This is a genomic window from Streptomyces sp. NPDC020983 (assembly GCF_044333485.1).
In the GTDB taxonomy this organism is placed as follows: domain Bacteria; phylum Actinomycetota; class Actinomycetes; order Streptomycetales; family Streptomycetaceae; genus Actinacidiphila.
In genome coordinates, this window is the sequence record NZ_JBIRRA010000015.1 from 12,229 (window position 1) to 38,484 (window position 26,256).

Sequence of the window (26,256 nt, forward strand, 5' to 3'; positions counted from 1 at the left end):
CCGGGGGCGGTCCGGCCGGGCTCAGACGGCGAGGAGGGCCTGCGGCGACAGCTGCTTGACCATCGTGAGGGCCCAGCGCATCTGACGCAGCGTCTGCGGGTGGCAGTCGGCCGCCAGCTCCAGCAGCCGCTGGTCGCGTGCGGCCTGGGCCGCCTGGCCCAGCATGTCCCAGTACACGGAGTTGCCCGCGGCGGCCAGGTGCAGCTCGCGCAGGTCGTGCAGCAGGAGCAGGGCGGGCTCGGGCCGCCGCCCGGCGGCCTGCGCGGCCTTCTCCCGTACGGCCTCCAGGAAGCCCGGGGGCTCGCCGCCGGAGCCGCCGAGGTCCAGCCCGTGGTGCCGCCCCGTCCCGGCGAGGCGTTCGGTGTGCTCCTGCGACCAGCGGGCGAGGTCGGTGGCGACGTGGTGCACCTCGTGGTCGGTGCGGTGCCGCTCGGCCACGCGCAGCAGCTCCCTCGCGAGGGCGCGCTCGCCGTGGTGCAGGGCGCGCAGGGTGAGGCCGATGCCGCTCACGGGCGGTCTCCTTTCCGGGAACGGGCCGGGGACGCGGCGGGCACGGGGGCCGAGGCGGCGACCGCGGGGGCGGGGGCGGGGCTGCCGTCGCCGCGCTCCAGCAGCCGGATACGCGCGGCGCAGGACTTGAACAGCGGCTGCTTGGAGACGGGGTCCCAGTCGGTGACGGTGGTCTCGTTCGCCGCACGGTGCCGGCCGCCGTCCTCCCCCACCCCCGGAACGTCCCAGTAGCCGTAGTGGAAGGGCAGGAAGAGCACGCCGGGCCGCACCCCGCTGACGCGGACCCGGGCGTGCACGCTGCCGCGCGGGGTGGCGACCTCGGCGAGATCGCCCTCGGCCAGGCCCAGTTCCCCGGCGTCGGGCGGGCTGACCTCGACCCACACCTCGGGGGCCGCGGCGTCGAGCTGCGGGACGCGCCCGGTCTTGGTGCGGGTGTGGAAGTGGTAGAGGGTGCGGCCCGTGGTGAGCCAGAACGGGTATGCGCCGCCCGGTGCCTCGTGCGGTGGGCTGTACGCGGCGGCACGCAGCAGCCCTTTGCCGTCGGGGTTGAGCGAGCGGTACTCGACCTCGGTGATCTCCGCTCCGGTCACCAGGTCCTTGCCGTAGCTCTCGCACACGTCCGGGTGCGCCCACTGCACGCCGTCGCCGTGCAGCCGCGCGGTGCCGTCCGGGTGCTCGTCGTTGCAGGGCCACTGGATCCCGCCGGGGGCGGCGCGCAGGCGCTCGTGGGACAGGCCCGTGTAGTCGCAGGGGCGGCCGGCACTGCACCGCTTCCACGCCTCGAAGGCCGCGGCCGGGTCGTGCCAGGTGACCAGCGGGCCGCCGTCCTTGTCGCGGAAGTCCATCCGGCGCGCGTAGTCCAGGAAGATGTCCAGGTCGGCGCGCGCCTCACCGGGCGGTTCGACCGCCTTGTCGGACAGGTGGACGGTGCGGTCGGCGTTGGTGAAGCAGCCGGTCTTCTCGCCCCAGGTGGCCGCGGGCAGCACCACGTCGGCCAGTTCCGCGGTCTCGGTGCGGAAGATGTCCTGCACCACGGTGAACAGCCCGGGGCGCTGCAGCACCGCGCGGACGCGGGACAGTTCGGGCAGGGAGACGGCGGGGTTGGTGCCGCTGATCCACAGCATCTTCACGCTGCCCTGCTCGGCGTAGCGGAGGATCTGCAGGGCGTGCGTGGACGGCCCGTAGTGGGCGATCGCCTCCGGCTCGACGTTCCAGACCCGTGCCAGGTCGGCGACGTGGGCCTCGTTGTCCCAGTTGCGGAAGCCCGGCAGGTCGCCGTTGGCGCCGCACTCGCGGGTGTTCTCCGCGGTGGGCTGGCCGTTCATCTGCAGGACGCCGCAGCCGGGGCGGCCGAGCATGCCGCGCAGCAGGTGCACGTTGTTCACCTGGACGGCGGAGGCGGTCGCCTGGTGCGACTGGTAGAAGCCCTGGAGCACGGTCGACATCAGGCGGCGGGCGCCGCACAGCAGCTCCGCCGCCTCCTCGATGCGTGCGGCCGGGACGCCGCAGATGCCGGCGGCCCACGCCGGGGTGCAGTCCGCGACCTGCGCGGCCAGCTCGTCGAAACCGACGGTGTGCGCGGCCACGTACCGCTCGTCGACCGCGCCGCGCCGGACGATCTCGTGGAGCAGCGCGTTCATCAGCGCCAGGTTGGTGCCGGGGCGCAGCGCGAGGTGGACCGCGGCGCGGGCGGCCGCGGGGGTGCGGCGGGGGTCGACGACCAGCAGGCGCGGCGGGTCGGCGCCCTCCAGCCGGTCCAGCATCCGCATCCAGAGCACGGGCTGCGTCTCCGCCACGTTGTGCCCGTACAGGGCGATGGTGTCGGCGTGCTCGACGTCCGCGTAGGAGCCGGGCTGCCCGTCGCAGCCGAAGCTCTGCTTGAGGGCCTCGGCCGCCGTCGCCGTGCACAGCCGGGTGTTCCCGTCGACGTGGTTGGTGCCGATACCGGCCCGGGCCAGCACCGCGAGGGTGTAGTACTCCTCCAGGAACAGCTGGCCGGAGGTGTAGAAGGCGAGCGAGCCGGGACCGGATGCGGCCAGCAGGTCCCTGGAGCGGCTCACGATCCGCTCCATGGCGGTGTCCCAGTCGCTCTCGACGAGCCGGCCGTTCTCGCGGACCAGCGGCCGGGTCAGCCGGTCGGAGGCGTTGTTCGCCTGCCAGCCGAAGAGGTCCTTGGGGCCGAGCCGCCCGCGGTTCACCCGGTCGGAGGCCCGGCCGCGCACCCCCACGATCCGGCCGCCGGCCACGGCGATGTCCATGGCGTCGCCGTTGGAGTGCAGGAGCGAGGCCGAACGCACCCACTTGTCCACGTCCGCGGGCGCGAGGCCGTCGGCGAGCTGGACGTCCACCCGTTCGGGCCACTCGCCGCCCTGCGGGACGGGTGTCCTGGTCCCCCACGGGTCCGCGATACGGTCTGCCGTCGGTCGCACCGGTCGGTCACTTCCTCTCCTGCGCGCTGTCCCCTGCGGATACCCGGCCGGCCGGAAAACCTTCCTGCTCTCGCCCGTACGCCGCAGTCCGCGCGCCCGGCGCGTGACGGGAGGTCCGGACCGGCGGGAGCCCCGTCCGGACCCCGCCGGCGCCCGTCCCGCCGCCCGCCGGGGCCGCGCGGGGTGCCACCGTCATCAGGCGAGCGGGCCGGCCCCCCTTCGTTCCGCCGCGTCCCTCACCAGGACGGCGAGGGTGCTGCGGGCCGCGCGGCGCAGCGCGGGGCGCCGCGCGAAGGTCGCGGTGAAGGCGAGGACGGAGACCGTGCCGCCGTAGAGCACGGCGGCGACTGCGGAGAGGAGCCCGATCACCATCGGGCACGCACCCTTCTTCCCCCACTCGGCCCGCCCGGGAGGAGAGCCGGGGCGGGCGCCGATGCGTGTCGCCCGCAACAGTACGCGCCCCACCGGCTCCCGCGCAGCCGCCCGGGACGGACCGGCCGCGGTTACCCCCGGCCCTCCACCACGTCCGCGACGACGCAGCTGACGTTGTCGGGGCCGCCGCGGCCGTTGGCGAGGGCGACCAGCTCCCTGACGGCCGGCTCGGGCTCCGGGACCGAGGCGAGCACCCGGTGGATCTCCTGTGCGGGGACGGCGGCCGGCAGGCCGTCGGAGCACAGGAGGTAGCGGTCGCCGCGCCGGGCGTCCTGGAGTTTCAGGTCGGCGGTGGCGTCGGCGCCGCCGCCGAGCGCGCGGACCAGCAGCGAACGCTGGGGGTGGGAGGCGGCCTCGTCGGGGCTCAGCCGGCCGTCGTCGACCATCGCGCGGACCACGGTGTGGTCGTGCGTGATGCGGAACAGCTCGCCGTCGCGCAGCAGGTAGACGCGGGAGTCGCCGATGTGGACGAGGGCGAGCTGCGACCCGGTCCACAGCATCACGGAGAGCGTGGTGCCGGATTCGGCGGCGTCGGCGGCCTCGGCGGCGCCGTCCACGGCGCGTACGGCCTGCTCGACGGCGTCCTCCAGGGCTCCCAGCAGCTCACCGGCCGGGAGGGCGGCGGCGTCCAGCTGCTCGAAGACGCCGACGGCGGCGGCGCTGGCCCCGGCGCCCGCCCCTCCGTAGCCGTCGGCGACGGCCAGCAGCCGCCTCCCGGCGTAGGCGGTGTCCTGGTTGCGCTCGCGCACCAGGCCGCGGTCGGAGAGGGCGGCGTAGCGGATGGCGAGCGGTGCGGTGGTCGTGGACATGGACGGGTCCTTCCCCGAGAGGTGGCCGACGAGGAAGGCGGCGAGGTCCCGCCGCGCGGCGGTGTCGGCTTCGACCCCGGCCCAGAAGGCGCGTACCTCCTGCGCGGCCTGCCCCGTCTCCAGGGTGCACACGTGCCGGATACGGGCCAGGGGCATGCCGAGCCGCCGCAGCCACGCGACGAGCCGGGCCTGCTCCAGCTGCCCGGGCGCGTAGTAGCGGTAGCCGGTGGCCGGGTCGACGCGTGCGGGGGCCAGCAGGCCCAGCTCGTCGTAGAGGCGCAGCGCCTTCTGCGACAGCCGGGAGGCCCGCGCGAACGCGCCGATGGTCAGCAGCTCCATGCCCGCCCTCCTCGTACCGGGCGCTGTCGCCCGGCACCGCCGATGCTGGGTCCTCCCCCAGGGTGAAGGTCAACAGGGGCGGCGGGGAGGGTCAGCCGGCCGGGGACCGGTCGGTGCGGAAGCGGTTGATGGCGTCCAGGTGCCGGGCGCGCATCTCCTCGTCGCGCACCCCGAGGCCCTCGCGCGGGGCCAGGCACAGCACGCCGACCTTGCCGTGGTGGAGGTTGCGGTGCACGTCGTACGCGGCCTGGCCGGCCTGCGCGAGCGGGTGGACACGGGAGAGGGTGGGGTGGATCCTCCCCTTGGCGATCAGCCGGTTGGCCTCCCACGACTCGCGGTAGTTGGCGAAGTGGGTGCCGACGATGCGCTTGAGGGACATCCACAGGTACCGGTTGTCGTACTCGTGGGTGTAGCCGGAGGTGGAGGCGCAGGTGACGACGGTGCCGCCCTTGCGGGTGACGTAGACGCTGGCGCCGAAGGTCTCGCGGCCGGGGTGCTCGAAGACGATGTCGACGTCCTCGCCGCCGGTCAGTTCGCGGATGCGGGCGCCGAAGCGCTTCCACTCCTTCGGGTCCTGGGTGTGCTCGTCGCGCCAGAAGCGGTAGCCCTCGGCGCTGCGGTCGATGACGGCCTCCGCGCCCATCGCCCGGCAGATCGCCGCCTTGTGCTCGCTGGAGACGACGCAGATCGGGGTCGCGCCCCCCGAGAGGACGAGCTGGGTGGCGTAGGAGCCGAGTCCGCCGCTGGCGCCCCAGATGAGGACGTTGTCGCCCTGCTTCATCGCGGCGCCGTTGCGGGAGACGAGCTGCCGGTAGGCGGTGGAGTTGACCAGGCCGGGGGCGGCGGCCTCCTCCCACGTCAGGTGACCGGGTTTGGGCATCAGCTGGTTGGACTTGACCAGGGCGATCTCGGCCAGGCCGCCGAAGTTGGTCTCGTAGCCCCAGATGCGCTGCTCCGGGTCGAGCATGGTGTCGCCGTGGCCGTCCGCGGACTCCAGCTCCACGCTCAGGCAGTGCGCGACGACGTCGTCGCCGGGCTGCCACCGCGTCACGCCGGGCCCGGTGCGCAGCACGACGCCCGCGAGGTCGGAGCCGATGACGTGGTAGGGCAGGTCGTGCCGCCGGGCCAGCTCGCCGCGGCGCCCGTAGCGCTCCAGGAACGCGAAGGTGGGGACGGGCTCGAAGATGGCCGACCAGACGGTGTTGTAGTTGATCGAGCTGGCCATGACCGCGACCAGCGCCTCGCCGGGGCCGACCTCGGGCACCGGCACCTCGTCCAGGTGGATCGACTTGCGCGGGTCCTTGTCGGCGGTGGCCATGCCCTCGAACATGCCGGCCTCGCTCTTGTGCAGCGTCGCTGCCCGGTAGCTGCCGGGCAGCCGCAGGGCGGCGATGTCCCGGGCCCCGGTGCGGCCGGAGACGACGGCGTCGACGATGTCCTTCACTGCCTGCCTCTTCTTGCGGTTGTCCTGGCTGGTCGGCCGGCGGCGCGCCGTCCGGGCGCCGCCGGTCTGCGGTGCGTCACGCGGCGCCCTGCGCGCGCAGGTACTCCGCGAGCGCGGGCACGGTGTCGAGGGCGGTGAGGTCGTCGTCGGTGCCGACGGCGACGCCGTAGCGCAGCTCGACGGCCTGGATCAGCCGGACGAAGCCCAGCGAGGTCAGGCCCAGCAGACCCAGCGACTCGGGCTCCTCCAGCGCCTCGGCGGGGCTGATCAGCCCGTCACTGGCCTCGGCGACGAGGCCGGCCAGCTCGTGGTGGAGTCCGGAGTCCGGGGTGGCGGGGGCGGTCATGCGCTCTCCTCCTGCAGCAGCTCGTCGACGGTGGCGACGACCCCCTCGACGGTGGGGGTGTCGAAGAAGGCGTCGAAGGGGACGTCGACGCCGAGCCGGTCGCGGATGCGGGCGGTGATCTGCATGATCGTCAGCGAGTGCCCGCCCAGGTCGAAGAGGGTGGTGTCCGGCGCGATCCGGTCCACGCGCAGCACCTCCCGCCAGATGCCGGCCACGACCTCGGTCAGGTCCGCGTCGCCCTCGGGGGCCGGGCCGGCGGGCGCGCCGGCCGGCGCCTCGGGCGCGGGGAGTGCGGCCCGGTCGAGCTTGCCGTTGAAGGTGAGCGGCAGCGCGTCCAGCGGCACGAGGTCGCGCGGGACCATGTAGCGCGGCAGCCGCTCGGCGGCCCGGGCGCGTACGGCGGCGGGGTCGGCGCCGCCGGTGAGGTAGGCGACCAGCTCGCCGCCGTGGACGGCGACCGCGGCCTGCGCGACGCCGGGCGCCTCCTGCAGGACCCGCTCGATCTCGCCGAGTTCGATGCGGTGGCCGCGCAGCTTGATCTGGTCGTCGCGGCGTCCGAGGAACTCCGGCCGCCCGTCCGGCCCGAGGACGACGCGGTCGCCCGTGCGGTACCAGCGGCGGCCGTCCGGGCCCGTGACGAAGCGCTCGGCGGTGAGGTCGGGCCGCCCCCGGTAGCCGCGGGCGAGCCCCGCACCGCCGATGCACAGCTCGCCGGGGACGCCGGGCGGCACGGGGCGGAGCCGGTCGTCCAGCACGCGCAGCGCGGTGTTGGCGAGCGGGCCGCCGAGGGTGATCCGGTCGGGGTCGGCGGGGATGTCGTCGGCGGTGGACCAGATGGTGGTCTCGGTCGGGCCGTAGACGTTGACGAGGCGCCCGACGAGCGGGCGCAGCCGCCTGGCGAGCGGCAGCGGCAGTGCCTCGCCGCCGCACAGCGCGGTGACGGGCGCGCCGGTCCAGCCGGCGTCCAGCAGCAGTTGCCAGCCGGACGGGGTGGCCTGCACATGGGTGATCCCGGCGTCGCCGATCAGCCGGGCGAGCGCCGCGCCCTCGCGGACGGCCGCGTCGCCGGCGACGACGACCCGGCCGCCGGAGGTGAGCGGGGCGAACAGCTCCAGGCCGCTGATGTCGAAGGACAGGCTGGTGAGCTGCAGCCAGCGGTCGGCCGGTCCGGCGCCGGTCAGCTCGCCGACGGCGGCCACGAGGTTCGCGAGGGCCGCGTGGCCGACCTCGACGCCCTTGGGGCGGCCGGTGGAGCCGGAGGTGTAGATGACGTAGGCGAGGCCGTCCGGGTCGGTGGCGGCGGGCGCGGTCTCCGGCTCGTCCGCGAAGGCGGCGAGACCGTCCAGCGGCAGCGGTTCGGCCGGGCTCGCGGCGACGCCGGGCAGGGCGTCGGCGTGGCCGAGGACCAGCTTCGTACCGGCGTCGGCGGCCAGGAAGTCCAGCCGGGCCGGGGGCAGGGCGGGGTCCAGCGGGAGGTAGGCGGCGCCGGCGGCGAGGATGCCGAGCAGCCCGGCGACGAGTTCGGTGCCGCGGTGGGCGCACAGGCCGACGACGTCGCCGGCGCCGATGCCGCGGCGGCGCAGCCCGTGGCCCACCCGGTGCGCGGCGGCGACGAGTTCGCGGTAGCTCAGGGTGCTGCCGCCGCTCTCCACGGCGACGGCGTCGGGCGTGGCCCCGGCGGCGTCCCGGACGCGGTCCAGGACGGTGGCGGCCGGGCGCGGCCGGGCGGGGCCGTCGAGCCGGGCCAGCAGGGCGCGTTCGGCCGGCAGGAGCAGGTCGAGGTCGCCGACGGGGCGGTCGGGGTCGGCGAGGCCCGCGGCGAGCAGCGCGCGGAAGTGGGCGATCGCGCGCTCGCCGTCGGCGGCGGGCAGCAGCCGGGTGGGGATGTGGATGCGCCCGGTGAGGCCTTCCGGGGTGTCGATGAAGTGCAGGTGCATCGCGGCGCGGACGGTCGCGGTGGCGAAGAGCCGGTCCACCGGGGAGGACGCCTGCCCGTCCGACTCCGCGCCGAGCCGGATGTAGCTGGTGGACACCGGCGCCATCGCCAGCCGTGGCGGAAGGTGCGTCACCGCGCGGCCGAAGGGCACCTCCCGGTGGCCGTAGACGGCGCGCGCCTCGGCACGCACCGCGCGGGCCAGCTCGGCGAAGGAGGCCTCCGGTGCGGCGGCGAGGGTGACGGGCAGCTCGCTGACCCACATGCCCAGCTCGCCCGCGGTCTCCGGGGTGCGGGTGGACACGTCCACGGCGACCGACACCAGCGGGTTGCCGTAGCGGGCGAGCAGCGCGTGGATCCCGGCGAGCAGCACCTCGAAGCGGGTGACGCCGAGCGCCTCCTTGCCCGCGGCGAGGGCGGCGTCCAGCTCCGGGGTCCAGCCGAGGTCGAGGTGGGTGGCGGGCTCGGCCGCGGCGGGCGTGGCGGCGAGCCCCGGCAGGACGGCGTCGGAGGGCGGCACGGGCCGCCGCGACCAGAAGTCGCGGGCGGCGGGCAGGGCGGCGGCGACCCGCCGGGTCTGCGCCCTGGCGAGGGTGTCGAAGGTGCCGAGGTCCCCGCTGCCCAGGTCGCGGCCGCGCACGGCGGCGCCGAGGGCGGCGACGAGGATGTCGCGGCCGAGCCCGTCCAGGACGAGGTGGTGGGCGACGGCCATCACGACGGTGCGCCCGTCGTCGACGTTCAGCACGGTGCAGCGGGCGAAGGGCCCGGCGGGCGCCCCGGTGTCCGTGAAGTCGAAGCCGGTGGCGAGTTCGGCGGCCAGCTCGGCGGTGAGCCGGCCGGCGGTGACGGCGCGGTGCGCGACCGGGGCCGGGGCTCCGGGCACCAGCAGCGGTTCGCCGTCCGTCTCGGTGACGGTCGCGGCGAGCAGCGGGTGCCGCCGGGCCAGCGCGGCCCAGGCCGCGTCCAGGGCGGCGGCCCCGGTGCCGTCCGGTGCGGTCACGATCGCCGGGACCAGATACGCCGCCGACGCCCCGATGGCCCGCTCGGCGAACCACAGACCCTGCTGGGCGGGGGTCATGGGGATGCCGGTCGCTGCCTCAGCCATGTGTCGCCGTTTCCTCTCCTGTGCCTGTACCCGTGCCTGTTGCTGCGGGTGCTGCGGCCACGGGCTCGAACAGCTCCCGCAGCCGGTGCTTGACGACCTTGCCGCCCGCGTTGCGCGGCAGCTCGCCGATGTGCGCGATCCGGCTGGGCTGCTCGTGGGCGGCCAGCCGGGTGGCGAGGAAGCGGCGCACCTCGGCGAGCCGCAGCTCGCGGGTGGCGACGAGCACGGCGGCCGGGGCCCGGCCGAGGACGGGGTCGGGCAGGCCGAGGACGGCCGCCTCGACGATGTCCGGGTGCTCGTGCAGTGCCGCCTCGACGGCGATGGTCGACACCTTGTCCGCGCCGCTCTTGATGACGTCGCTCTCCCGGTCGACGAGGAAGAGGTAGCCGTCCGCGTCCAGGTAGCCGATGTCGCCCATCCGCGTCCAGCCGCCCCGGAAGACCTGCGCGGTGGCGCCGGGGTCGTCGAGGTACGAGCGGGGCGCGCCGCCGGCGCTGCGCATCCACACCTCGCCGGTGACGCCGGCGGGGCAGGGCCGCCCCTCCTCGTCGCACACCCGCAGTGCGCCGCCCGCCGCGGCCAGGCCGATGGCCGCGGGCCGCTGCGGGCTGAAGATCATGCTGGTCTGGGTGGGCGCGGCCTCGGTGGAGGTGTAGTAGTTGACGATCGTCGCGCCGGGCAGCGCGGCCGCGAGACCGGTGGCCACGCTCGGCGGCAGCGCCGCGGCGGTGGAGCCGAACAGCGCGACGCCGGAGGTGTCGTGCCGTTCCAGCGCACCGGAGGCCAGCAGCTCGATCGCCATCGCCGGGACGACGAAGACGCTGCCCACCCGGTGCTGCTCGATCAGCCGGGCGAAGGGGTCGGGCGCGAAGCGCGCGGTGACCAGCATCCCGGGATGCGCGGTGAGCGCGTTGAACAGCATGGTCTGGGCGGCGTTGGTGCCGATCGGGAAGGCGTGCAGGAAGAGCCGGGAGTGCGCGAGGGTCCGCAGCGGCGGGTCGAGCCGCATGCCGTACGTGAGGTTGGCGTGCGCGGCGAGCACGCCCTTGGGCCGCCCGGTGGTCCCGGAGGTGTAGAGGATCTGCGCGGGGTCGCCGGGGCGCGGCCCCTCGACCGGCCCGGCGTCGGGCAGCGCGTCGACGTCCTGCGGGCCCCAGCGGAGCGTCACGGGGATGTCGAAGCGTTCGGCGCCGGGCCCGTGCAGCAGGGCGGTCGCCCCGCTGTGCTCCAGCATGTAGGCGGCCTCCGCCGGCGCGGTGCGGGTGGAGATCGGCACCGCGACGGCTCCGGCGGCGAGCACGCCGGTGTAGGAGCAGGCGTAGGCGATCCAGTCCCGCGCCCCGTAGAGCAGCCCGACCCGGTCGCCCGGCCGCACTCCCGCCGCCCGCAGCCCGGCGGCGATCGCCTGCGTACGGGCCTGCCAGGTGCGCAGGGAGAGGGTGCCGTCGGCCTGGCGCACGGCGACGTGGTCGGGCTGGGCGGCCGCGCGGGCGGCGAGCAGCCGCGGCACGGTGAGGGCCGCGCGGGGGCCGGCCGCCGTCGGTCGTGGCGTGCTCATCGCGCCCCCTGCTCGGTCGGTGCCGCGGTGTCCGCGAGCTGGGCGACCGCCTCGTCGTCCGTCAGGCGCTCGATCTCGGCGACGAGTTCGGCCTCCACCGCCCGCGCGAAGGCCTCGACGGTGGGCTGCTCGAACAGCAGGCGGACGGGCAGGTCGAGGCCCACCGACGCGCGCAGGCGGCCGGTGGCCCGCACCGCCAGCAGTGAGTGCCCGCCGAGGGCGAAGAAGTCGTCGAAGACGCCCACCCGTCCGATCCCCAGCAGCTCCGCGAAGATCTCCGCGACCAGGCGCTCGGCGTCGGTACGGGGCGGCTGGAAGGCGCCGCGGGCGGCGCCCGCGGCCGGGGCGGGCAGCGCCGCGAGGTCGACCTTGCCGTTGGCGGTGAGCGGCAGCGCGTCCAGCACCGTGACGGCGCCGGGCACCAGCAGCGCGGGCAGCCGTTCGGCGGCGTGGGCGCGTACCTCCTCGGCCGTGGCGCTGCCGGTGACGTGGGCGACGAGCAGCTGGTCCACGGCGGTGACGACGGCCTGGCCCACCGCCGGGTGGGCGGTCAGCACGGCCTCGACCTCGCCGGGTTCGATGCGCACGCCGCGCACCTTGAGCTGGCGGTCGAGGCGGCCGAGGAATTCGAGCACGGGCTCGTCGGTGCGCCAGCGGACGCGGTCGCCGGTGCGGTACATCAGCCCGCCGCCGCGCGGGTCGGGGACGAAGCGCTCGGCGGTGAGGTCGGGTCGGCCGAGGTAGCCGTCGGCGAGCCCGCCGGCCAGGTGCAGTTCGCCCGCGGCGCCGCGCGGCACGAGGCGCCCGGCGGCGTCCAGCACGTACGCGCGCACCCCGCCGACGGGGCAGCCGACGGGCGGGCGCCGAACGGCGTCCGCGGCCGTCAGGTCGGTCGCGGTGGCGATGATCGCGGCCTCGGTCGGGCCGTAGGTGTTGACGAGCCGGACCCGGTCGCCGTGCCGCTCACGCCAGCGGGCGACCGCGGAGGCGTCGGCCTGCTCGCCGCCGAGGATCACCAGCCGCAGCGCCCGCGGCCAGGCCGGGTCGAGGTCCAGCAGTGCCTGCCAGTAGGCGGTGGGCAGGTCCAGCACGGTGACGTCCGGGTCGGCGGCGAGCACGTCGGGCAGCGTCCGCGTCCCGCCGGGCAGCAGCACCAGCGTGGCGCCGGCCGACAGCGCCGGCCAGATCTCCTCGGCGTGGGTGTCGAAGCCGAGGTCGGCGAACTGCACGACACGGTCGGCGGGGCCCAGCCCGTACGCCCGGGCCATCCAGGCGGCGCGCTCGCGCAGGGCCGCACGGCCGACCAGGACGGGCTTGGGCGTACCGGTGGAGCCGGAGGTGAACAGGACGTAGGCCGGGTCCGCCGCCCGCACCGGGCTGCGCACACCCGGCCGGACACCGGTGGCGGTCACGACGGCGGCCACGCCGGCCTGCTCGGTCATCGCGTCCCTGCGGCGCCCCGGCAGCGCGGGGTCGAGGGGGACGTAGCCGGCCCCGGCCCGCCAGACGCCGAGCAGCGCGGCGATCTGCCCGGGCCCGCGCGGCAGGCTCACCCCGACCAGGTGGCCGGGCTCGACGCCTGCCGCGCGCAGGTCGGCGGCGAGTGCCCCGGCACGCTCCCACAGCTCCCGGTAGCCGACCTCGTCGGCGCCGCTGCGGACGGCGACCGCGCCGGGCGCGGCGGCGACGGCCGCCTCCACGGCCGCGAGCAGCGGCGGGCCGCCGGGCACGGCCGGCCCGGTGCCGAGCCGGAGCAGTTCGGCCTCGGCGTCGGCGCCCACGAGCGGCAGGTCGCGTACGGGCGTGTCCAGGCCGCCCAGGACGGCGCGCAGGACGGCGGCGAAGCGGTCGGCGAAGCGCTCGGCGGTCTCCGGCGTGAAGACGTCGGCCCCCGCCGTGAGCAGGACGTCCATCCGGTCCTGCCCGGCCCGGGCGTTGATCGCGGTCGGGGTGATGAAGACGTCCGCCGCGATGTCGGTGAGGGTGTGCCGCGGCCCGTCGCCGTACCCCTCGGCCGTGACGCCGGGGAAGCCCTCGGCGCCGTCGAAGCCGGTGGCCGACACGTCCATGGTGGAGTGCAGGGTGAAGACGGCCTGGAAGAAGGGGTTGCGGCCCGGCTCGCGGGGCAGGCCCAGGCCGGCGACCAGCTCCTCGAAGGGGATCTCCTGGTGGGTGAAGGCGCCCATGCACGCGGTCCGGGTGCGCCGGACCAGGTCGCGTACGGTCACGTCACCGGACAGGTCGGCGCGCAGCACCAGCATCCGCACGAAGTAGCCGAAGACCGACTCGGCCGCCACGTCGTCCCGTCCGGCGACCGGGGTCGCGACGCACAGGTCGTCCTGGCCGCTGAGCTGGCCGAGCATCAGCTGGTAGGCCGTCATGAGCACCATGAAGGGCGTGCAGCGCAGCTCGCGCGCGACGCGCTGCACCTCTTCCCAGGTGCCGTCGTCGAAGGAGCGCAGCACCGCGACGCCGGCCGAGGTGCGGCGGGCCGGGCGGGGGCGGTCCAGCGGGAGCTCCAGCCCGGGCGGCTGCTCCAGGGTTCTCCGCCAGAACGCGAGCGACGCGTCACCGGGGGGCTGCTGGGCGCGGGCGTGGTCGAGGTAGCGCAGGCCCGGCGGGGCGGGGGCGGTGCCGCGGTAGGTGTCGGCCGTCTGCCGGTAGAGCAGGTTGAGCGACCAGCCGTCGCCGACGATGTGGTGGGTGACGACGCACAGCACGTGGTCGTCGGGCGCCGCGCGCAGCAGCCCGACGCGCACGAGATGCCCCTCGGCCAGGTCGAAGGGACGCCGTATCAGCTCCTCCACGGCCTGCCGCAGCTCCTCCTCCCCCGCGGCGTCGGCGCGGTGCACCGGGGTGGTGCGCGGTGCCAGGACCTCCTGCACGGGCTCGCCGTCGCAGTCGGTGAAGCGGGTGCGCAGGCTCTCGTGCCCGGCGATCACGGTGTCGAGCGCGCGGACCAGCCGGGCGGTGTCGAGGTCGCCGCGCAGCCGTACGGCGGCGGAGATGTTGTACGCGGCGTCGTCCGGGTCGAGCTTGTTCAGGAACCACAGGCGGCGCTGCGCCGCGGTCAGCGGACCGCGGTCGGCGGCGGGCGGCTCGCGGTCAGGCGCGGACATACGCGCCCCCCACGGCCGTGCCGCGGCTGCCGCCGCCGAGCAGGCGGTCGAGCAGGGACGCCAGGCCGGGGTCGGCCCAGTCCCCGGCCACGGCAGCGGCCCCCGCCTCGTCGAACCGCCGCAGGTAGCCGGGGTCGCGCACGGTGGGCACGGCCACGACGCGGCTGCCCGCGGCGCGGGCCGCGGCGGCCCCGGTGACGGAGTCCTCGAAGACGAGTTGCCGCTCCGCCGGTACGCCCAGCAGCCGCGCGGTGGCCAGGTAGACGTCCGGCGCGGGCTTGAGCCGCGGCACGTCCTGTGCGGCGACCACGCGGGCCTCGCCGAACAGTTCCAGCAGGCCCGCCCGGCGCAGGACGGCCAGCGCGGTGTCCCGTCCGGTCGCGGTGCCCACGGCGAGCGGCAGGCCCCGGGCCCGCAGCCGCTCCAGGACGGTGCGGACACCGGCGCGCGGCACGATCTCCGGGACGCCGCCCATGAGTTCCTCGAAGGCCGGGTGCTTGGCCGCGAGGATCTCCTCGGCGGGGGCGCCGGACGGGGAGAGGGCCGCGATCTCGGCCGCGACCAGCGGGTCGGGGCCGCCGACGAGGTGCGGCAGGCGCTGCAGGGCCTCCTCCCGGGTGAGGGTCACCCCCGCCTGCCGGGCGGCGGCGAGCCACGCGGCGTGGTGGAAGTGCTCCAGGTCCACGAGCGTGCCGTCGAGGTCGAAGGCGACGGCGGCCACGGGTGCCGGTGCCGGGGCGGTCATCGGGCGTCCTCCCGCGGGGCGAGGGCGAGGACGGCCACCTCGTCGTCCTCGTGGCGGATCTCGGCCGCGTAGCGGGGTCCGAGCATCGACACGAGGTAGCCGAGGTCGTCGATCATGCCGATGCCGTCCGCGGGGTCCCGGTGGATCCGCCGGGACTGGACGAGCAGCGCGCTGCGCGCGATCCGCAGGCTGTCCATGACCAGCGCCGACAGGTCGATGGGCGTGAGCATCCGCCACAGGTCGAGGTGCACGGCGGCGTCGAAGGCGCCGTCCGGGTAGTGGGTGCGCACCCCGAACAGGTGCGGGTTGCCGGGTCCGAAGGGCGCGCCGTGGTCGACGGTGGTGGCGCGGCCCGCGGAGGCCGCGGAGGCCAGGCCGAAGCCGATCCACAGGCTGCTCGCCGAGTCCGGCAGGCCGAGCACCTTGGCCACCCGGTCGGCGGGGACCCGCCCGGGGTGGTCGCGGAGGAACTCCCGGCAGTCCTCGTAGTAGGGCAGCGTGCGGGCGACCCGGCGGTGGTTGTCCGAGGGGTGGGTGAAGAACTCGATGTCGTAGTGCCGGTACTTGTCGACGAGGAAGGGCAGGACGGGCTTGGTCCGCTCCCATTCCGTCGTCCAGTCCCTGAAGTGCGGGGCGTGGTGGCAGACGGCCGCGGGGTCGTAGCGGAAGCGGCTGCTGTCGCGGCCGAAGTGCCGGTAGATGCGGTAGGTGAAGTCGGTGTCCTCGTAGCCCCACTGGACGAACGACTCGTCGAACCCGCCCACGGCCTCGTAGAGGTCGCGCGGCAGCGAGAGGTTGTGGGTGAAGCCGAACATCCACCCCGTGCGCCGGTAGACGTCGAAGGCGTCCGGGTCGGTCTGCGGCAGGTCGCGGTGGTCGCCCTCCATCGGCAGCAGCGTGCCGTCGGCGGGCGGGGTACCGGCCGCGAGCGCCGCGAAGGTGCCCCAGCTGGGTTCGGTACGGCGGCCGTAGACCACCTCGGGCCCGGTGTCGCCGGGCCGGCGCAGGTGGCGCTCGACGAGGTCGGGGGAGGCTATCGAATCGGCGTCCATGAGTAGCAGCCGGTCGCCGCGGGCCGCCGCGGCGCCGGTGTTGCGCGCCGCCGACCGGCCGCGGTTGGTCTCGTGCCGGACGTAGCGCACGTCGAGGGCGTCCTCGTGGCGGCGGACCACCGCGCGGACGTCCTGGACGGAGGCGTCGTCGGCCACGACGACCTCGAAGAGGTCCCGGCCGGCCGACTGGCGGGTCAGCGCCCGCAGGGTCAGCTCCAGGCAGTCGACCTGGTTGTAGGTCGGGATGATGATGGACAGCACGCTCATGCCCCCAGGCGAGCTTCGGTGGTGGGTGTCGGGCCCGCGGCCGCGGGCGGGTCGCCCGGACGGCCGCTGCCCTGGAGGACGACCGGCATCCGCTCCCACGCGGCGCGGGATTCCGGCCGGTCGGGGGCGTCGCGGCACAGCACGTAGTGGTGCGGCGCCATGGTCAGGGCTCCGTCGAGCCGGTCGAGCACGGCGGCGTGCAGCCGCTCGGGTGTCGTGGGCTGCTCGGTCACGACGTAGCCGACCAGCCGCACGCCGCTGCTCCCCTCGCCGGCCGGCTCGGTGAAGACCCGGGCGGCGGACGTTCCCGGCAGTGCGGCGAGCAGGGCGCCCACCGCGTGCGGGGAGATCCGGCAGTGGTCGGCGACGGCCGCGTCCACGGGCTGCCGGAGCGGGGTGACGCCCGTCAGCCCGGCGACCCGGGCGAGGTCCAGGTCACCGGCCTCGAACAGCTCGGTGAGGACGGTCTCCAGTCCGGCCAGCAGCGCGCGCGAGGTCGCCGCGTCCAGGTACCGGCTGTCGGTGAACAGCTCGACGACCGCCCGCGAGCGCAGCGCCTTGACGTGGAAGTAGAGCTTCAGCTGCTCCTCGTCGCGGCCTTCGAGGTCGGTGACCACCGTGTCGGCGGCCAGCGACCGCAGCTCGGCGGCGGTGCGCTCCGGCAGCGGTGCGGCGGGGCCCGCCTCGGGGGCGATGTTCACCGTGCTCAGCGTCCCGAGGGCGACCCCGCGCCGCACCTTCTCCGCGGCGAGCAGCCGGGCGACCTCGCGCGGGTCGCCGTTGCCGCGCAGGTACGCGAGCGAGGAGGCCCGGTGCGCGGAGCGGACGGTGCCGGCCAGCGACCCGGCGTCCACCGGGACGAGCACCGGGGCGACCTGGTAGTACGTACCCACCGAGGCGGCGTCCGCGGGCGTGAAGCGGTTGCCGGTGGCGAGCGCGAGCGGCACCGCGCCGGTCCCGCTGCGCAGGGCCAGGAGCGCCGACAGCGCGCCCAGCAGCGCCGCCGAGGGGCTCACCCGCAGCCGGCCGGCGACGGCCTGCGCGGCGGCGGCCAGCGCGACCGACTGGAGGCCGACGCCGGGGAAGAGCGGGGCCTCCCCCGGCTCGGGCAGGTTGGGGAAGACGGTCTGCGGCGCCGTCCGGAGGGCCCGCCGCCAGTAGGCGAGGGAGGCCTCGCCCGTCCGGCGCCCCGGTTCCGACGCCTCGTAGGCCGCGCGGGCCCGCGACTGGACGCCGGCCAGCGGCGCCTGTTCCGCACCGCCGCCGCGCAGCAGCGCGAGGAAGTCCGCGCGCAGCCCGGTCAGGCCCCACGCGTCGGCCGCGAGGTGGGACAGGACGAGCACGACCTGCCGCGGCCTGCCGTCCGCGGTGACGACGCTCGCCCGCAGCGGCCACTCCCGCGCGTGCCGGAAGGGCTCGTGCCACAGCCGGTCCTCGTCCTGCTCCGCGGTCCGCCGCACCCGGCCGGGCGTGGTGTCGGCGATCTCGACGGTCAGCTCGCCCTGGCCGTCGCACTCCTGCCGCGGCTCGCCGTCCGGGCCCAGCGGGAAGCGGGTGCGCAGCACCTCGTGGCGGCGGACGAGCGCGTGCAGGGCGCCGAGCACCCGCTCGCGGGTGGCGTCGGGCGGCAGGTGCACGCGCAGCCGCAGGCTGATGAAGTGGTTGTGCGGGGCCAGGGCGGTCAGGATGTCCCAGACGAAGCGCTGGCCCCACGTCAGCTCGGCGGCGCCGCCGTCCAGCCCGGTGAACTCCAGCGTCACGCGCTCGCGGACGTCCGGTGCGGTCCCGGGCGCCGCCGCGCCGCCGGTCACGACGCCTCCGGGGCCGGCGTCGCGCCCTCGCGCCGGAAGAGCATGAACCAGTCGCCGACGCCGACGAGTTCGCGGACGTCCGGGTCGGCGATCGTCCGCTCGCGGGCGGCGAGCACGTAGCCGTGGCGTTCGAGCACGGGGGTGAAGTCGGTGCGCAGGTAGTCGTTCTCCAGGCTGAGCAGCTTGTCCCCCTCGTTGGGCACGATCATCAGGGCGGGCACCTCCAGCCGGGCGACCAGCCCGACCCACGCCTCGATCGCGGACAGGGGCATCTCGGAGAAGCTGTGGATGTTGACCGCGAGATCCGGCCGCTCGTCCGCGAGCCGGTCCGCCATCTCGTCGAGCGGGATCACGGTCGCCTTGGTCACCTTGCGGTGGCGCAGGTAGTGCTCGCTGAGGAAGGTCGACTCGGGGATCGCGTCGACGCACAGGTAGCGCGCGAGGCCGGGGACGCACTCGGCCATGCGGTGGGCGAGGCGGCCGTAGCCCGCGCCGATGTCGAGGACGGTGAAGTCCTTGCGGGACAGCAGGTCCCAGTGCCGGTCCAGGAAGTACATCTCGTTGACGGAGTCCAGCAGGTCGCGGCTCACGGTCGGCAGGCCCTGGAAGTCGAAGGCCCAGCAGCCGAAGGCGCCGTCCTCGCGGGTGCGCTCCAGCAGCTTGTGGGTGTCCTGCCGGCTGATGTACTGGGCGAGCAGGAAGAACTTCAGCCGGGCGTTGTCGCCGACCTGGCGCAGCTGCCACACGTAGGCGTTGTCGCCGCGGAAGAACGTCAGGTTCAGGTCGCGCAGCCGGCGGCTGCGGCGCCAGAAGCTGCCGGGCCGGTACGGCGAGTCCAGCCGGCGGTAGCGCGCCCGCAGCTCCTCCAGCTGCGGGTTGCGGTCGTCCAGGACGGCTGCCAGCTCGGCCGGCGGCGGTGTGGAGCCGTCGTGCCGGCCGTGGCCCGCGTGGATGCGGAAGCTGGTCAGTTCGGTCGAGGTACGCGTCAGCGTCAGCCCGAACAGGCCGACGAGGTAGCGGACGGTCAGGAAGACCCGCGAGGTGAAACGGCTCATCGCGCTCACCCCCCGCCCGCGCCGCCGGCGGCCGGGACGCGGCAGGCCGCGCCACCGCCCAGCACGCGGACGGCCATGTGGCCGAGCGAGACGTGCAGGTCCTCGGTGAGGCCGTAGTCCGCCTGGCCGAGGACGACGTGGCGGTGCGCCAGCGCGGCGACGTCGCCGGGGGCGCCGAGCGCGGCCAGCACCGTCATCCCGAGCTCGCGGCCCGTGACCGCGGCCCGCACCAGGTTGGGCGAGCGGCCGCTGACGCTCAGCAGCAGCAGGACGTCTCCGGGCCGGGCCCAGGAGGGGAGCTGCCGGGAGAAGATCTCGTCGTAGGAGTAGTCGTTGGCGATCGCCGTGACCCGGGCGATGTTCTCGGTCAGGGCCACGGCCTGCCGCTCCGGGCCGAACCCCTGCCCGGCCGCGGCCAGGTCGCTGGCGATGTGGAGCGCGGCCGTGCTGCTGCCGCCGTTGCCGGCGACCAGCACCCGGCGTCCGTCGCGCAGCGCCGAGACGAGGCACTCGACGACGTCGGCCATCGCCGCGACCTCGATCTGCGCGAGCGCCAGCGTGAGGTCGTCGACGTAGCCCTTGACCGCTGCCGCGGCCTCCGCGGCGGCGGACGGCGACCGGCCGTCCGCATCGTTGAGCATCGTCATGGGAGCGCTCCCACCGGCATGTGAAACCCCCGTCGTCACATCTCGTTCACCGAAGAATCGGGATCTTGTCAAAGGATGTGGCGGACCGTCAACCACCTTGGCGGGCAAGGTTTTCGGACACCACGTGGGCTTTCCGCGACGCGTAGGACGCTCGTCCGGCGCGAGCGCCGCCGGCAGCCCGGCGGGAACGCCGGGGCCCCTACCGGCGGGACGGCAGCCCCGCGAGGAAGACCGCCACGGCGTCGTCGACCAGGCTCTCTCCCTGCTCCTCGGTGATCCGCCCGGAGGTGCGCAGCGCCGCCGCGCCCTGCACGGTGGCGGAGAGCAGCAGCGTCAGCCGCCCGACGTCGGCTGCGTCGTACGCACCCGCCGCGACACCGGTACCCATGATTCCGGCCAGCGTGGCGAACAGCCGCTCCGCGGCCTCGCGCACCGGCTGCGGCGGGGTGTCGGACTTCGCCGCGAACATCAGGTCCAGCAGCGCCGGCTCCCGTACCGCGAAGGCGATGTAGGCCGAGCAGGCCGCACGCAGGGTGCGCGCGGGGTCCGCCGGCTCCCGCGCGGCGGCCTCCCGCAGCTCGTCGGCGAGCCGCGCGAAACCGCGCTCGGCGAGGGCGTCGAGCAGGGCCCTGCGGTCGGCGAAGTGGCTGCGCGGGGCGCCGTGGCTCACGCCCGCCTCACGGGCGAGCTCACGCAGCGAGAGCGCGTCGAGACCGCGCTCGCGGAGCACGGCCTCCGCCCGGTCGAGCAGCACGGCCCGCAGGTTGCCGTGGTGGAAGGGGCGGTGGGCCATGGACCCATGCTACCGGCGACTAGACATTGACTACTTTCTAGACACTGCCTACTCTGCCGCTGCGGGTCCGCGGCCGCCGGCCGCCACCGGACCCGGACCGTCCGCCGGCGAAGAGGATCCCGCGATGACCGAACCCAACACCGCGCTGTGGCTGCCCCGGCCCGGCAGGCCCTTCGAGACGGGGCCCGCGCCCAGCACGCCGCCCGGGGCGGGGGAGGTCGTCGTCCGGGTGCGGGCGGTCGCGGTGAACCCGGTGGACGGGCTGCCCGGCCTCCTCTACCGGGTGGCCCTCCCCTGGCTGGACTTCCCCGCCGTCATCGGCTCCGACGTCGCGGGCGAGGTCGTCGCGACCGGCCCGGGCGTGACGCGGCTGCGGCCGGGCGACCGGGTCCTCGGGCACGCCGCCGGGGTCGACAGGACGCGCAACCGCGCGGCCGAGGGCGCCTTCCAGCACTACGCGGTGCTGCTGGAGCACATGGTCGCCGGCATCCCCGACACCCTGCCCTTCGCGCAGGCGGCCGTGCTGCCGCTGGGGCTGTCGACCGCCGCCACCGGGCTCTTCCAGACCGACCACCTCGGGCTGGCGCTGCCCGGCCCGGACCCCGCCGACCGCGGGGAGACGGTGCTCGTGTGGGGCGCCTCGACGAGCGTCGGGAGCAACGCCGTCCAGCTCGCCCGCAACGCCGGCTACCGCGTCCTGGCCACCGCGTCCCCGCACAACTTCGGCTACCTGCGGTCGCTGGGCGCCGCCGGGACGGTCGACCGGCGCGGCCGCGGCGCCGTCGCGGAGGTCCTGGACCTGATCGGCGGCGAACCGCTCGCCGGCGCCCTCGCGATCGGCGCCGGGTCGCTGCGCAGGTGCGTCGCGATCGCCGCCCGCGCCGGGGGCGCCCGGCGGGTCGCGGCGGCCCAGCCCGCGCCGGCCGTACGCCTCGCCGCCTGGCGCGCCCGGCTGCGCGGTGTCCGGGTCAGCGGCATCTGGGGCGGCACGCTCCGGGACAACGAGGTCGGGCCGGCGATCTACGCGGGCTTCCTGCCGGCCGCGCTCGCCTCGGGCGCCTACCGGGCGGCGCCGGACGCGGAGGTCGTCGGCCACGGCCTCGAACGCGTCCCGGACGCGCTGCGCCGCCTGCGGGCGGGGGTGTCGGCGCGCAAGCTCGTCGTCACCCTCTGAGCCCTCCGGAGTGCCGCCTCCGGTCCGCTGCCGCGCGCGCACGCAGCGCGAAGGGACGCGCCTCACAGGGTTCGGCGGCGCCCGGCGGGTACGCGTACCGGGTGCCGTCGGACGACGGGGGCGACGTGGAGGGACAGGAGTGAGCATGGAAGGCGCACTGCGACCGGTGCTGGTGGTGGGGACGGCGCTGGGGGTGACGCTGGCCGTGGGATACGCCGTGGACAGAGCGCTGTGCGCGGTGGACGCGCGGCACCCCGAGACGCCGCTGTGGCACCTGCTGCGGCGCTGCCGGCTGCCGCTCCAGGTGCTCATCTGCGCGGCGATCCTGCGCGGCGGCTACCGCGCCGCACACGTGCTGCGCGGGCCACGCGTCACGGCCACCGGCGAGGTGCTGACGCTGACGCTGATCGCCGCCACGGCGTGGCTCACCGTGCGGGTCGCGACCGCCGTCACGGACTCGGCGTACGCGCGCTACGCGGCCGTCTCCCGGGACGTCGCGAAGATCAGCCGGCTGCGCACCCAGTCGACGCTCATCCAGCGGGCGTTCACCGCCGCCGTGGGCGTGATCGCGGTCGCCTCGATGCTCTTCACCTTTCCGGCCATGCGCACGCTCGGTGCCTCGATGCTGGCGTCCGCGGGCATCATCGGCATCGTGGCGGGCGTCGCCGCCCAGTCCACGCTGGGCAACCTCTTCGCGGGCCTGCAGATCGCCTTCGGCGACATGGTGCGGATCGGCGACAACGTCGTGGTGGACGGCGAGTGGGGGACGGTCGAGGAGATCACCCTGACCTACCTCATCGTGCGGACGTGGGACGAGCGGCGCATCACGATGCCGGTGTCCTACTTCACCGGCCGGCCGTTCGAGAACTGGACGCGCGGCGACCCGCGGATGACGGGCACGGTCCTCTTCCACGTCGACCACGCGACGCCCGTCGACGCCATGCGCAAGCGGCTGCACGAGATCCTGGAGCAGGCCCCCGAGTGGGACCACCGGGCGTGGAACCTGGTGGTGATCGACACCACCCCGACGACCCTCCAGCTGCGCGCCCTGCTCACCGCCAAGGACGCGGGCGACCTGTTCGACCTGCGCTGCGTGGTGCGCGAGCAGCTGGTCGCGTGGCTGCGGGACGAGCACCCGTACGCGCTGCCGCGGGTCAGCACGGCGGAGGCGCCCGGCGCGCCGATGACCGACTGAGGGGCGGGCGCCGCGGCGCGGGCACCCCGGGACCGGCCGGAACGCGGGGACCACCGGGCCGGATTGGTCTAGTCCTCATCTCGTCCCGGCCTCTTGACGCGCCCGGGCGGGCGCCGCTATCCCCTTGTCGCAGCCGCCGCGGCGTGGCGCACGGGTACGGGCACGGCCGCGGCCGTGTCCCCCCACCGCCCCTGGAGGCACCCGTCATGCCCCTCCCCCCACGCCGCTCCGCCGCCGCCGCGGCCGCCCTCCTCACCGCGGCGGCGCTCGCCCTGCTTCCGGGCGCCGCCGCCGCCGACAGCTCCGCCGGGAGCACCACCGCGCCCCCGACCGCCACCGCGACGCCCACCGGAACCCCCACCGCCGGGCAGCTCGTGCAGGTGACGGACAGCACGTCGCTCAAGGCGGCGCTCGCCGCGGCGCGGCCCGGACAGACCATCTCCCTCGCGGACGGCACCTACACCGGCAACTTCAAGATCGCCGCGGCGGGCACCGCGGCCGCGCCCATCGTCCTCACCGGCTCGCGCGGCGCCGTCCTGACCACCTCCACCGGCGGCGGCAACGTCGTCCAGCTGACCTCCTCCCCGTACTGGACGATCCGGGGTGTCACGCTCACGCACGCCCAGAAGGGCATCATGATCGACTCCTCCGACCACGTGACCGTGGACGGCGTGCAGGTGTACGGCACCACGATGGAGGGGGTCCACTTCCGCACCTCCAGCAGCTACGGCGTGGTGCAGAACTCCTTCATCCACGACACCGGCACCGCGGGCGACGGCAAGGGCGAGGGCGTCTACGTCGGCACCGCCAACACCCTGACCGACACCAGCGACCACGTGCGCATCAGCGACAACGTCATCGGCCCGAACATCGGCGGCGAGAACGTCGACGTCAAGGAGGGCACCACGGGCGGTGTGATCTCCGGCAACACCTTCGACGGCAGTGGGCTGACGGGCGCCAATTACGACGACTCGTGGGTGGACGTCAAGGGCAACGGCTACACGGTCACCGGCAACCGCGGCAGCCGCACCACGAACGACGGCTTCCAGACGCACAGCCAGTACGACGGCTGGGGCTGCGGCACCGTCTTCCGCGGCAACGCCTCGGACCTGACCGGCGCGACCGGCCCGGACCGCTACGCCGTCCACGTCACGAACTACGACGCCGCCACCTGTCCCGTGACCGTCGCCGCGGACAACACGGTGACCGGCGGCAACGGCCTGGTCAACCCCGGCATCCCGGTCGGCTGACCCACGGCCCCGGCGCGTCCGGCTCCGGCCGGGCGAGCCGGGCCCGGCCGGAGCGGAAGGCCGGTCAGCCGGCCGCGTTCAGCAGGTCCAGCACGCTCTGCTGGCAGCCGTAGTCGCTGCTCCCCGCACCCCCGGCCCAGTGCGGGCCGTACTGGTCGAGGGCGTTGCGGTCGTGGGCGTAGGCGGAGCCGGCCCAGGTGTTCAGCACGCCGCTGTAGGGACGGTCCGCAAGCGCCGCGTCGAGCCTGCCCAGGCCCCGGACGTAGGCGCCCTTGAAGCTGGGGCCGTCGCCGGTGCAGGAGTCGCCCTCGCCGGGCTCCCGCAGCACCCCGTCCTGCGCGAGCCGGACGGTGGAGGCGTCGGCGAGGGTGCGGGCCGTGGCCAGCAGCCCCGTGTCTCCGGTGGCGCGGGAGAGTTCGGTGAGCGCGCCGAGGACCACGCCCTGGTTGTACGTCCAGGTGGTCTGGCCGTTGTTGGCACAACCGCTCGTGAGGCCGTCGTTGACCATGTGGTCGCCGTTGATCATCCCGCTGCCCCGGAACCAGGCCCATTCGGCCTGGGCACGGCCGAGGTAGGCGGTGTCGCCGGCGATCCGGTCGTGCAGGGCCGCCGTGAGCTGGAGGTAGAGCTCGTTGGTGATGGCGTTCTTGTACGTCCGGGCCTGGCTCCACCACACCCCGCCGCCGCACGTGCCGTCCCAGTAGGCCGTCATGTGGTCGGCGTCGGCCCGGGCGGTGGCCAGGTAGCGGCTGTCGCCGGTCAGGTCGTAGGCGTCGACCCAGGCCAGGCCCCACCAGCCGGTGTCGTCCAGGTACTCGTTGGTGAAGTTGCCCTGCTGGGCGCCGATATTGGCGTCGTACGTCTCCGCGATCGCGTAGCGGTAGCTGGGCATGCCGGACACCCGGATGTTGTCGATGATCGCGGTGAGCGCGTTCGCGCCGGTCCACCAGCCGTTGCCGCCGAAGAGCTTGGTGCCGCGGTCGAAGGACGTCATGAGCGCGGTCGCGGCGGCCGTCCGCCGGTCCCAGGCGTTCCAGGTGGTCCGCGCCCACTGCGTGCAGGCGATGTCCGGGCGGTCGCCGGCCTTGCCGCACGCGCGCAGGGCACCGACGCCCTCGGTGTTCCAGTCGTCGACGTTGTACATGAGGGTGCGCCGGCCGCGCTGTCCCGCGGGGACGGTGGTGTCGCCGAGCTTGCTGCCCGAGCTCCACGTCCGCCCGCCGTCGAAGGACCGGTCGAGCCACACCTCGTCGCCGGGGTTGCCGTTGTCGACGGACGCCCAGCCCATCGCGTCGGCGTCGTCGACGTGCAGGGTGAGGGTGCGGGAGAAGATGCCCGCGGTGACGGGCTGCCGGTCCTGGGGGCTCAGTGCCGGGTCGCGGGCGTCGCAGTAGGCGTTGCAGACGGCGGCGGCGAGGCCCGCCGTGCCGGCGGACACGGCGGGACTCGCCGCCCGGACGCCCGGGGCGCCGAGCAGCAGCGCGGCGAGGGCCGCCGCCAGGGCGGTCAGCGGGGAACGCATGGGGTGCAGGCGCATGACGGCCTTCCAGGTCTGGTCGACACCGTCCGTCCGCCGCGGGTTCCGGTCCGGCAGACAACGTTGTCAACGGGGAGGGGGGTCCTGAAAGCAACAGGTGCCACCGGCAGCGAACTGCGAACGTCCGGCGCTGTCAATGCATCGGGCCCGGAAGGTACGTACCACTCCGCCGCCCGCCGCCGTGCCCCGGGAAGGTCGGGCGTGTGCCCGTCCCCCGGGGTGCTGTCCGCCGTAAGGTGAACCGCAGCGGAGGGACCGACGCCGAGGGAGCCAGGGATGACGCGGTATCTGATCTCGTTCGACGACGGCGCGATGGACTTCCCCGAGGAGGATCTGCCCGCGGTGGCGGAGGCCGCGCACGCCGTGGTGCGGGAGGCGCAGGAGGCGGGGGTGTGGGTCTTCGGCGGAGGGCTGCACACGCAGCGCGCGAGTGTCGTGGCCCCCGACGGGACGGTCGGGGAGGGCCCGTTCCCGGAGACCAAGGCCGTACTCGGCGGCTTCTCGGTCGTCGACGTCCCCTCGCGCGAGGAGGCGCTGCGCTGGGCCGCCAGGATCGCCGCCTCGTGCCGCTGCGCGCAGGAGGTCCGGGAGATCATGGACGACCCGGAGATCTGACCGTCGGCGGACGCCGGGTCCGCCCTCGCCGCCGGCTCCCCGCCGCCGCGCGCGTCCGCGCGGCCGGCCTGCCGCCTCCGACGGCACGCGC

20 protein-coding genes are annotated in these 26,256 nt (G+C 75.5%); 4 read left to right on the forward strand and 16 right to left on the reverse strand.

What is annotated here, in order from left to right:
- Nucleotides 1-21 precede the first annotated feature (21 nt).
- The 15 genes from ACH4SE_RS28625 to ACH4SE_RS28695 all read right to left on the reverse strand — a co-directional run bounded on the left by ACH4SE_RS28625 (nt 22) and on the right by ACH4SE_RS28695 (nt 20,394).
- Nucleotides 22-510: a hypothetical protein gene (locus tag ACH4SE_RS28625; protein ID WP_398546389.1), complete on the reverse strand. Its 489-nt coding sequence runs from the start codon at nt 508-510 to the stop codon at nt 22-24.
- Nucleotides 507-2,939 (reverse strand): molybdopterin oxidoreductase family protein, encoded by a 2,433-nt coding sequence (locus ACH4SE_RS28630; protein ID WP_398546390.1) that lies wholly within the window; start codon nt 2,937-2,939, stop codon nt 507-509. Before ACH4SE_RS28630 ends, ACH4SE_RS28625 begins: the two co-directional genes overlap by 4 nt.
- Nucleotides 2,940-3,134: 195 nt before the next feature.
- Entirely contained in the window at nt 3,135-3,311 is a 177-nt protein-coding gene (locus ACH4SE_RS28635) for a hypothetical protein (RefSeq protein ID WP_398546391.1), read from the reverse strand.
- Nucleotides 3,312-3,442: 131 nt separating this feature from the next.
- Complete coding sequence (locus ACH4SE_RS28640) at nt 3,443-4,519, reverse strand: MerR family transcriptional regulator (RefSeq protein WP_398546392.1); 1,077 nt, start codon at nt 4,517-4,519, stop codon at nt 3,443-3,445.
- A 91-nt stretch (nt 4,520-4,610) separates the two neighbouring features.
- Complete coding sequence (gene ccrA, locus ACH4SE_RS28645) at nt 4,611-5,963, reverse strand: crotonyl-CoA carboxylase/reductase (protein WP_398546393.1); 1,353 nt, start codon at nt 5,961-5,963, stop codon at nt 4,611-4,613.
- A 76-nt stretch (nt 5,964-6,039) separates the two neighbouring features.
- Complete coding sequence (locus ACH4SE_RS28650; protein WP_398546394.1) at nt 6,040-6,309, reverse strand: phosphopantetheine-binding protein; 270 nt, start codon at nt 6,307-6,309, stop codon at nt 6,040-6,042.
- Nucleotides 6,306-9,347 carry an amino acid adenylation domain-containing protein gene (locus ACH4SE_RS28655; RefSeq protein WP_398546395.1) on the reverse strand — a complete coding sequence of 1,014 codons (3,042 nt, stop codon included), beginning with the start codon at nt 9,345-9,347 and terminating at the stop codon, nt 6,306-6,308. The genes ACH4SE_RS28650 and ACH4SE_RS28655 overlap by 4 nt, the downstream gene beginning before the upstream one ends.
- Nucleotides 9,340-10,905: a class I adenylate-forming enzyme family protein gene (locus ACH4SE_RS28660; RefSeq protein ID WP_398546396.1), complete on the reverse strand. Its 1,566-nt coding sequence runs from the start codon at nt 10,903-10,905 to the stop codon at nt 9,340-9,342. Before ACH4SE_RS28660 ends, ACH4SE_RS28655 begins: the two co-directional genes overlap by 8 nt.
- The gene (locus ACH4SE_RS28665; RefSeq protein ID WP_398546397.1) at nt 10,902-14,024 is read right to left on the reverse strand and encodes a condensation domain-containing protein; all 3,123 of its coding nucleotides are present in this window, start codon (nt 14,022-14,024) and stop codon (nt 10,902-10,904) included. Before ACH4SE_RS28665 ends, ACH4SE_RS28660 begins: the two co-directional genes overlap by 4 nt.
- Nucleotides 14,011-14,769, reverse strand: a complete 759-nt coding sequence (locus ACH4SE_RS28670; protein ID WP_398546398.1) for an HAD family hydrolase — start codon at nt 14,767-14,769, stop codon at nt 14,011-14,013. The genes ACH4SE_RS28665 and ACH4SE_RS28670 overlap by 14 nt, the downstream gene beginning before the upstream one ends.
- Nucleotides 14,766-16,088 carry a glycosyltransferase gene (locus ACH4SE_RS28675; protein ID WP_398546399.1) on the reverse strand — a complete coding sequence of 441 codons (1,323 nt, stop codon included), beginning with the start codon at nt 16,086-16,088 and terminating at the stop codon, nt 14,766-14,768. The genes ACH4SE_RS28670 and ACH4SE_RS28675 overlap by 4 nt, the downstream gene beginning before the upstream one ends.
- Nucleotides 16,085-17,899, reverse strand: coding sequence for a condensation domain-containing protein (locus ACH4SE_RS28680; protein ID WP_398546400.1), 1,815 nt, complete (start codon nt 17,897-17,899; stop codon nt 16,085-16,087). Before ACH4SE_RS28680 ends, ACH4SE_RS28675 begins: the two co-directional genes overlap by 4 nt.
- On the reverse strand, nt 17,896-18,954 hold the full coding sequence (locus tag ACH4SE_RS28685; RefSeq protein WP_398546401.1) for a putative sugar O-methyltransferase: 1,059 nt from the start codon (nt 18,952-18,954) through the stop codon (nt 17,896-17,898). The genes ACH4SE_RS28680 and ACH4SE_RS28685 overlap by 4 nt, the downstream gene beginning before the upstream one ends.
- A gap of 5 nt (nt 18,955-18,959) precedes the next feature.
- Entirely contained in the window at nt 18,960-19,601 is a 642-nt protein-coding gene (locus ACH4SE_RS28690; protein WP_398546402.1) for an SIS domain-containing protein, read from the reverse strand.
- 199 nt (nt 19,602-19,800) lie between these two features.
- Nucleotides 19,801-20,394 carry a TetR/AcrR family transcriptional regulator gene (locus tag ACH4SE_RS28695; RefSeq protein ID WP_398546403.1) on the reverse strand — a complete coding sequence of 198 codons (594 nt, stop codon included), beginning with the start codon at nt 20,392-20,394 and terminating at the stop codon, nt 19,801-19,803.
- Nucleotides 20,395-20,518: 124 nt separating this feature from the next.
- Between ACH4SE_RS28695 and ACH4SE_RS28700 the strand changes: the two genes are divergently transcribed.
- From ACH4SE_RS28700 to ACH4SE_RS28710, 3 genes are all read left to right on the forward strand, one after another.
- A complete protein-coding gene (locus tag ACH4SE_RS28700) occupies nt 20,519-21,568 on the forward strand; it encodes a zinc-binding alcohol dehydrogenase family protein (protein ID WP_398546404.1) in 1,050 nt (349 codons plus the stop codon).
- A 145-nt stretch (nt 21,569-21,713) separates the two neighbouring features.
- Nucleotides 21,714-22,763 (forward strand): mechanosensitive ion channel family protein, encoded by a 1,050-nt coding sequence (locus ACH4SE_RS28705; RefSeq protein ID WP_398546405.1) that lies wholly within the window; start codon nt 21,714-21,716, stop codon nt 22,761-22,763.
- A gap of 206 nt (nt 22,764-22,969) precedes the next feature.
- Complete coding sequence (locus tag ACH4SE_RS28710) at nt 22,970-24,013, forward strand: NosD domain-containing protein (protein WP_398546406.1); 1,044 nt, start codon at nt 22,970-22,972, stop codon at nt 24,011-24,013.
- A 64-nt stretch (nt 24,014-24,077) separates the two neighbouring features.
- Here the strand turns inward: ACH4SE_RS28710 and ACH4SE_RS28715 are convergent, their stop codons facing one another.
- The gene (locus ACH4SE_RS28715) at nt 24,078-25,550 is read right to left on the reverse strand and encodes a glycoside hydrolase family 76 protein (RefSeq protein ID WP_398546407.1); all 1,473 of its coding nucleotides are present in this window, start codon (nt 25,548-25,550) and stop codon (nt 24,078-24,080) included.
- Between the two features lie 276 nt (nt 25,551-25,826).
- Here ACH4SE_RS28715 and ACH4SE_RS28720 point away from each other — a divergent pair, with 276 nt between their 5' ends.
- Complete coding sequence (locus ACH4SE_RS28720) at nt 25,827-26,165, forward strand: YciI family protein (protein ID WP_398546408.1); 339 nt, start codon at nt 25,827-25,829, stop codon at nt 26,163-26,165.
- The last annotated feature ends 91 nt before the right edge of the window (nt 26,166-26,256 follow it).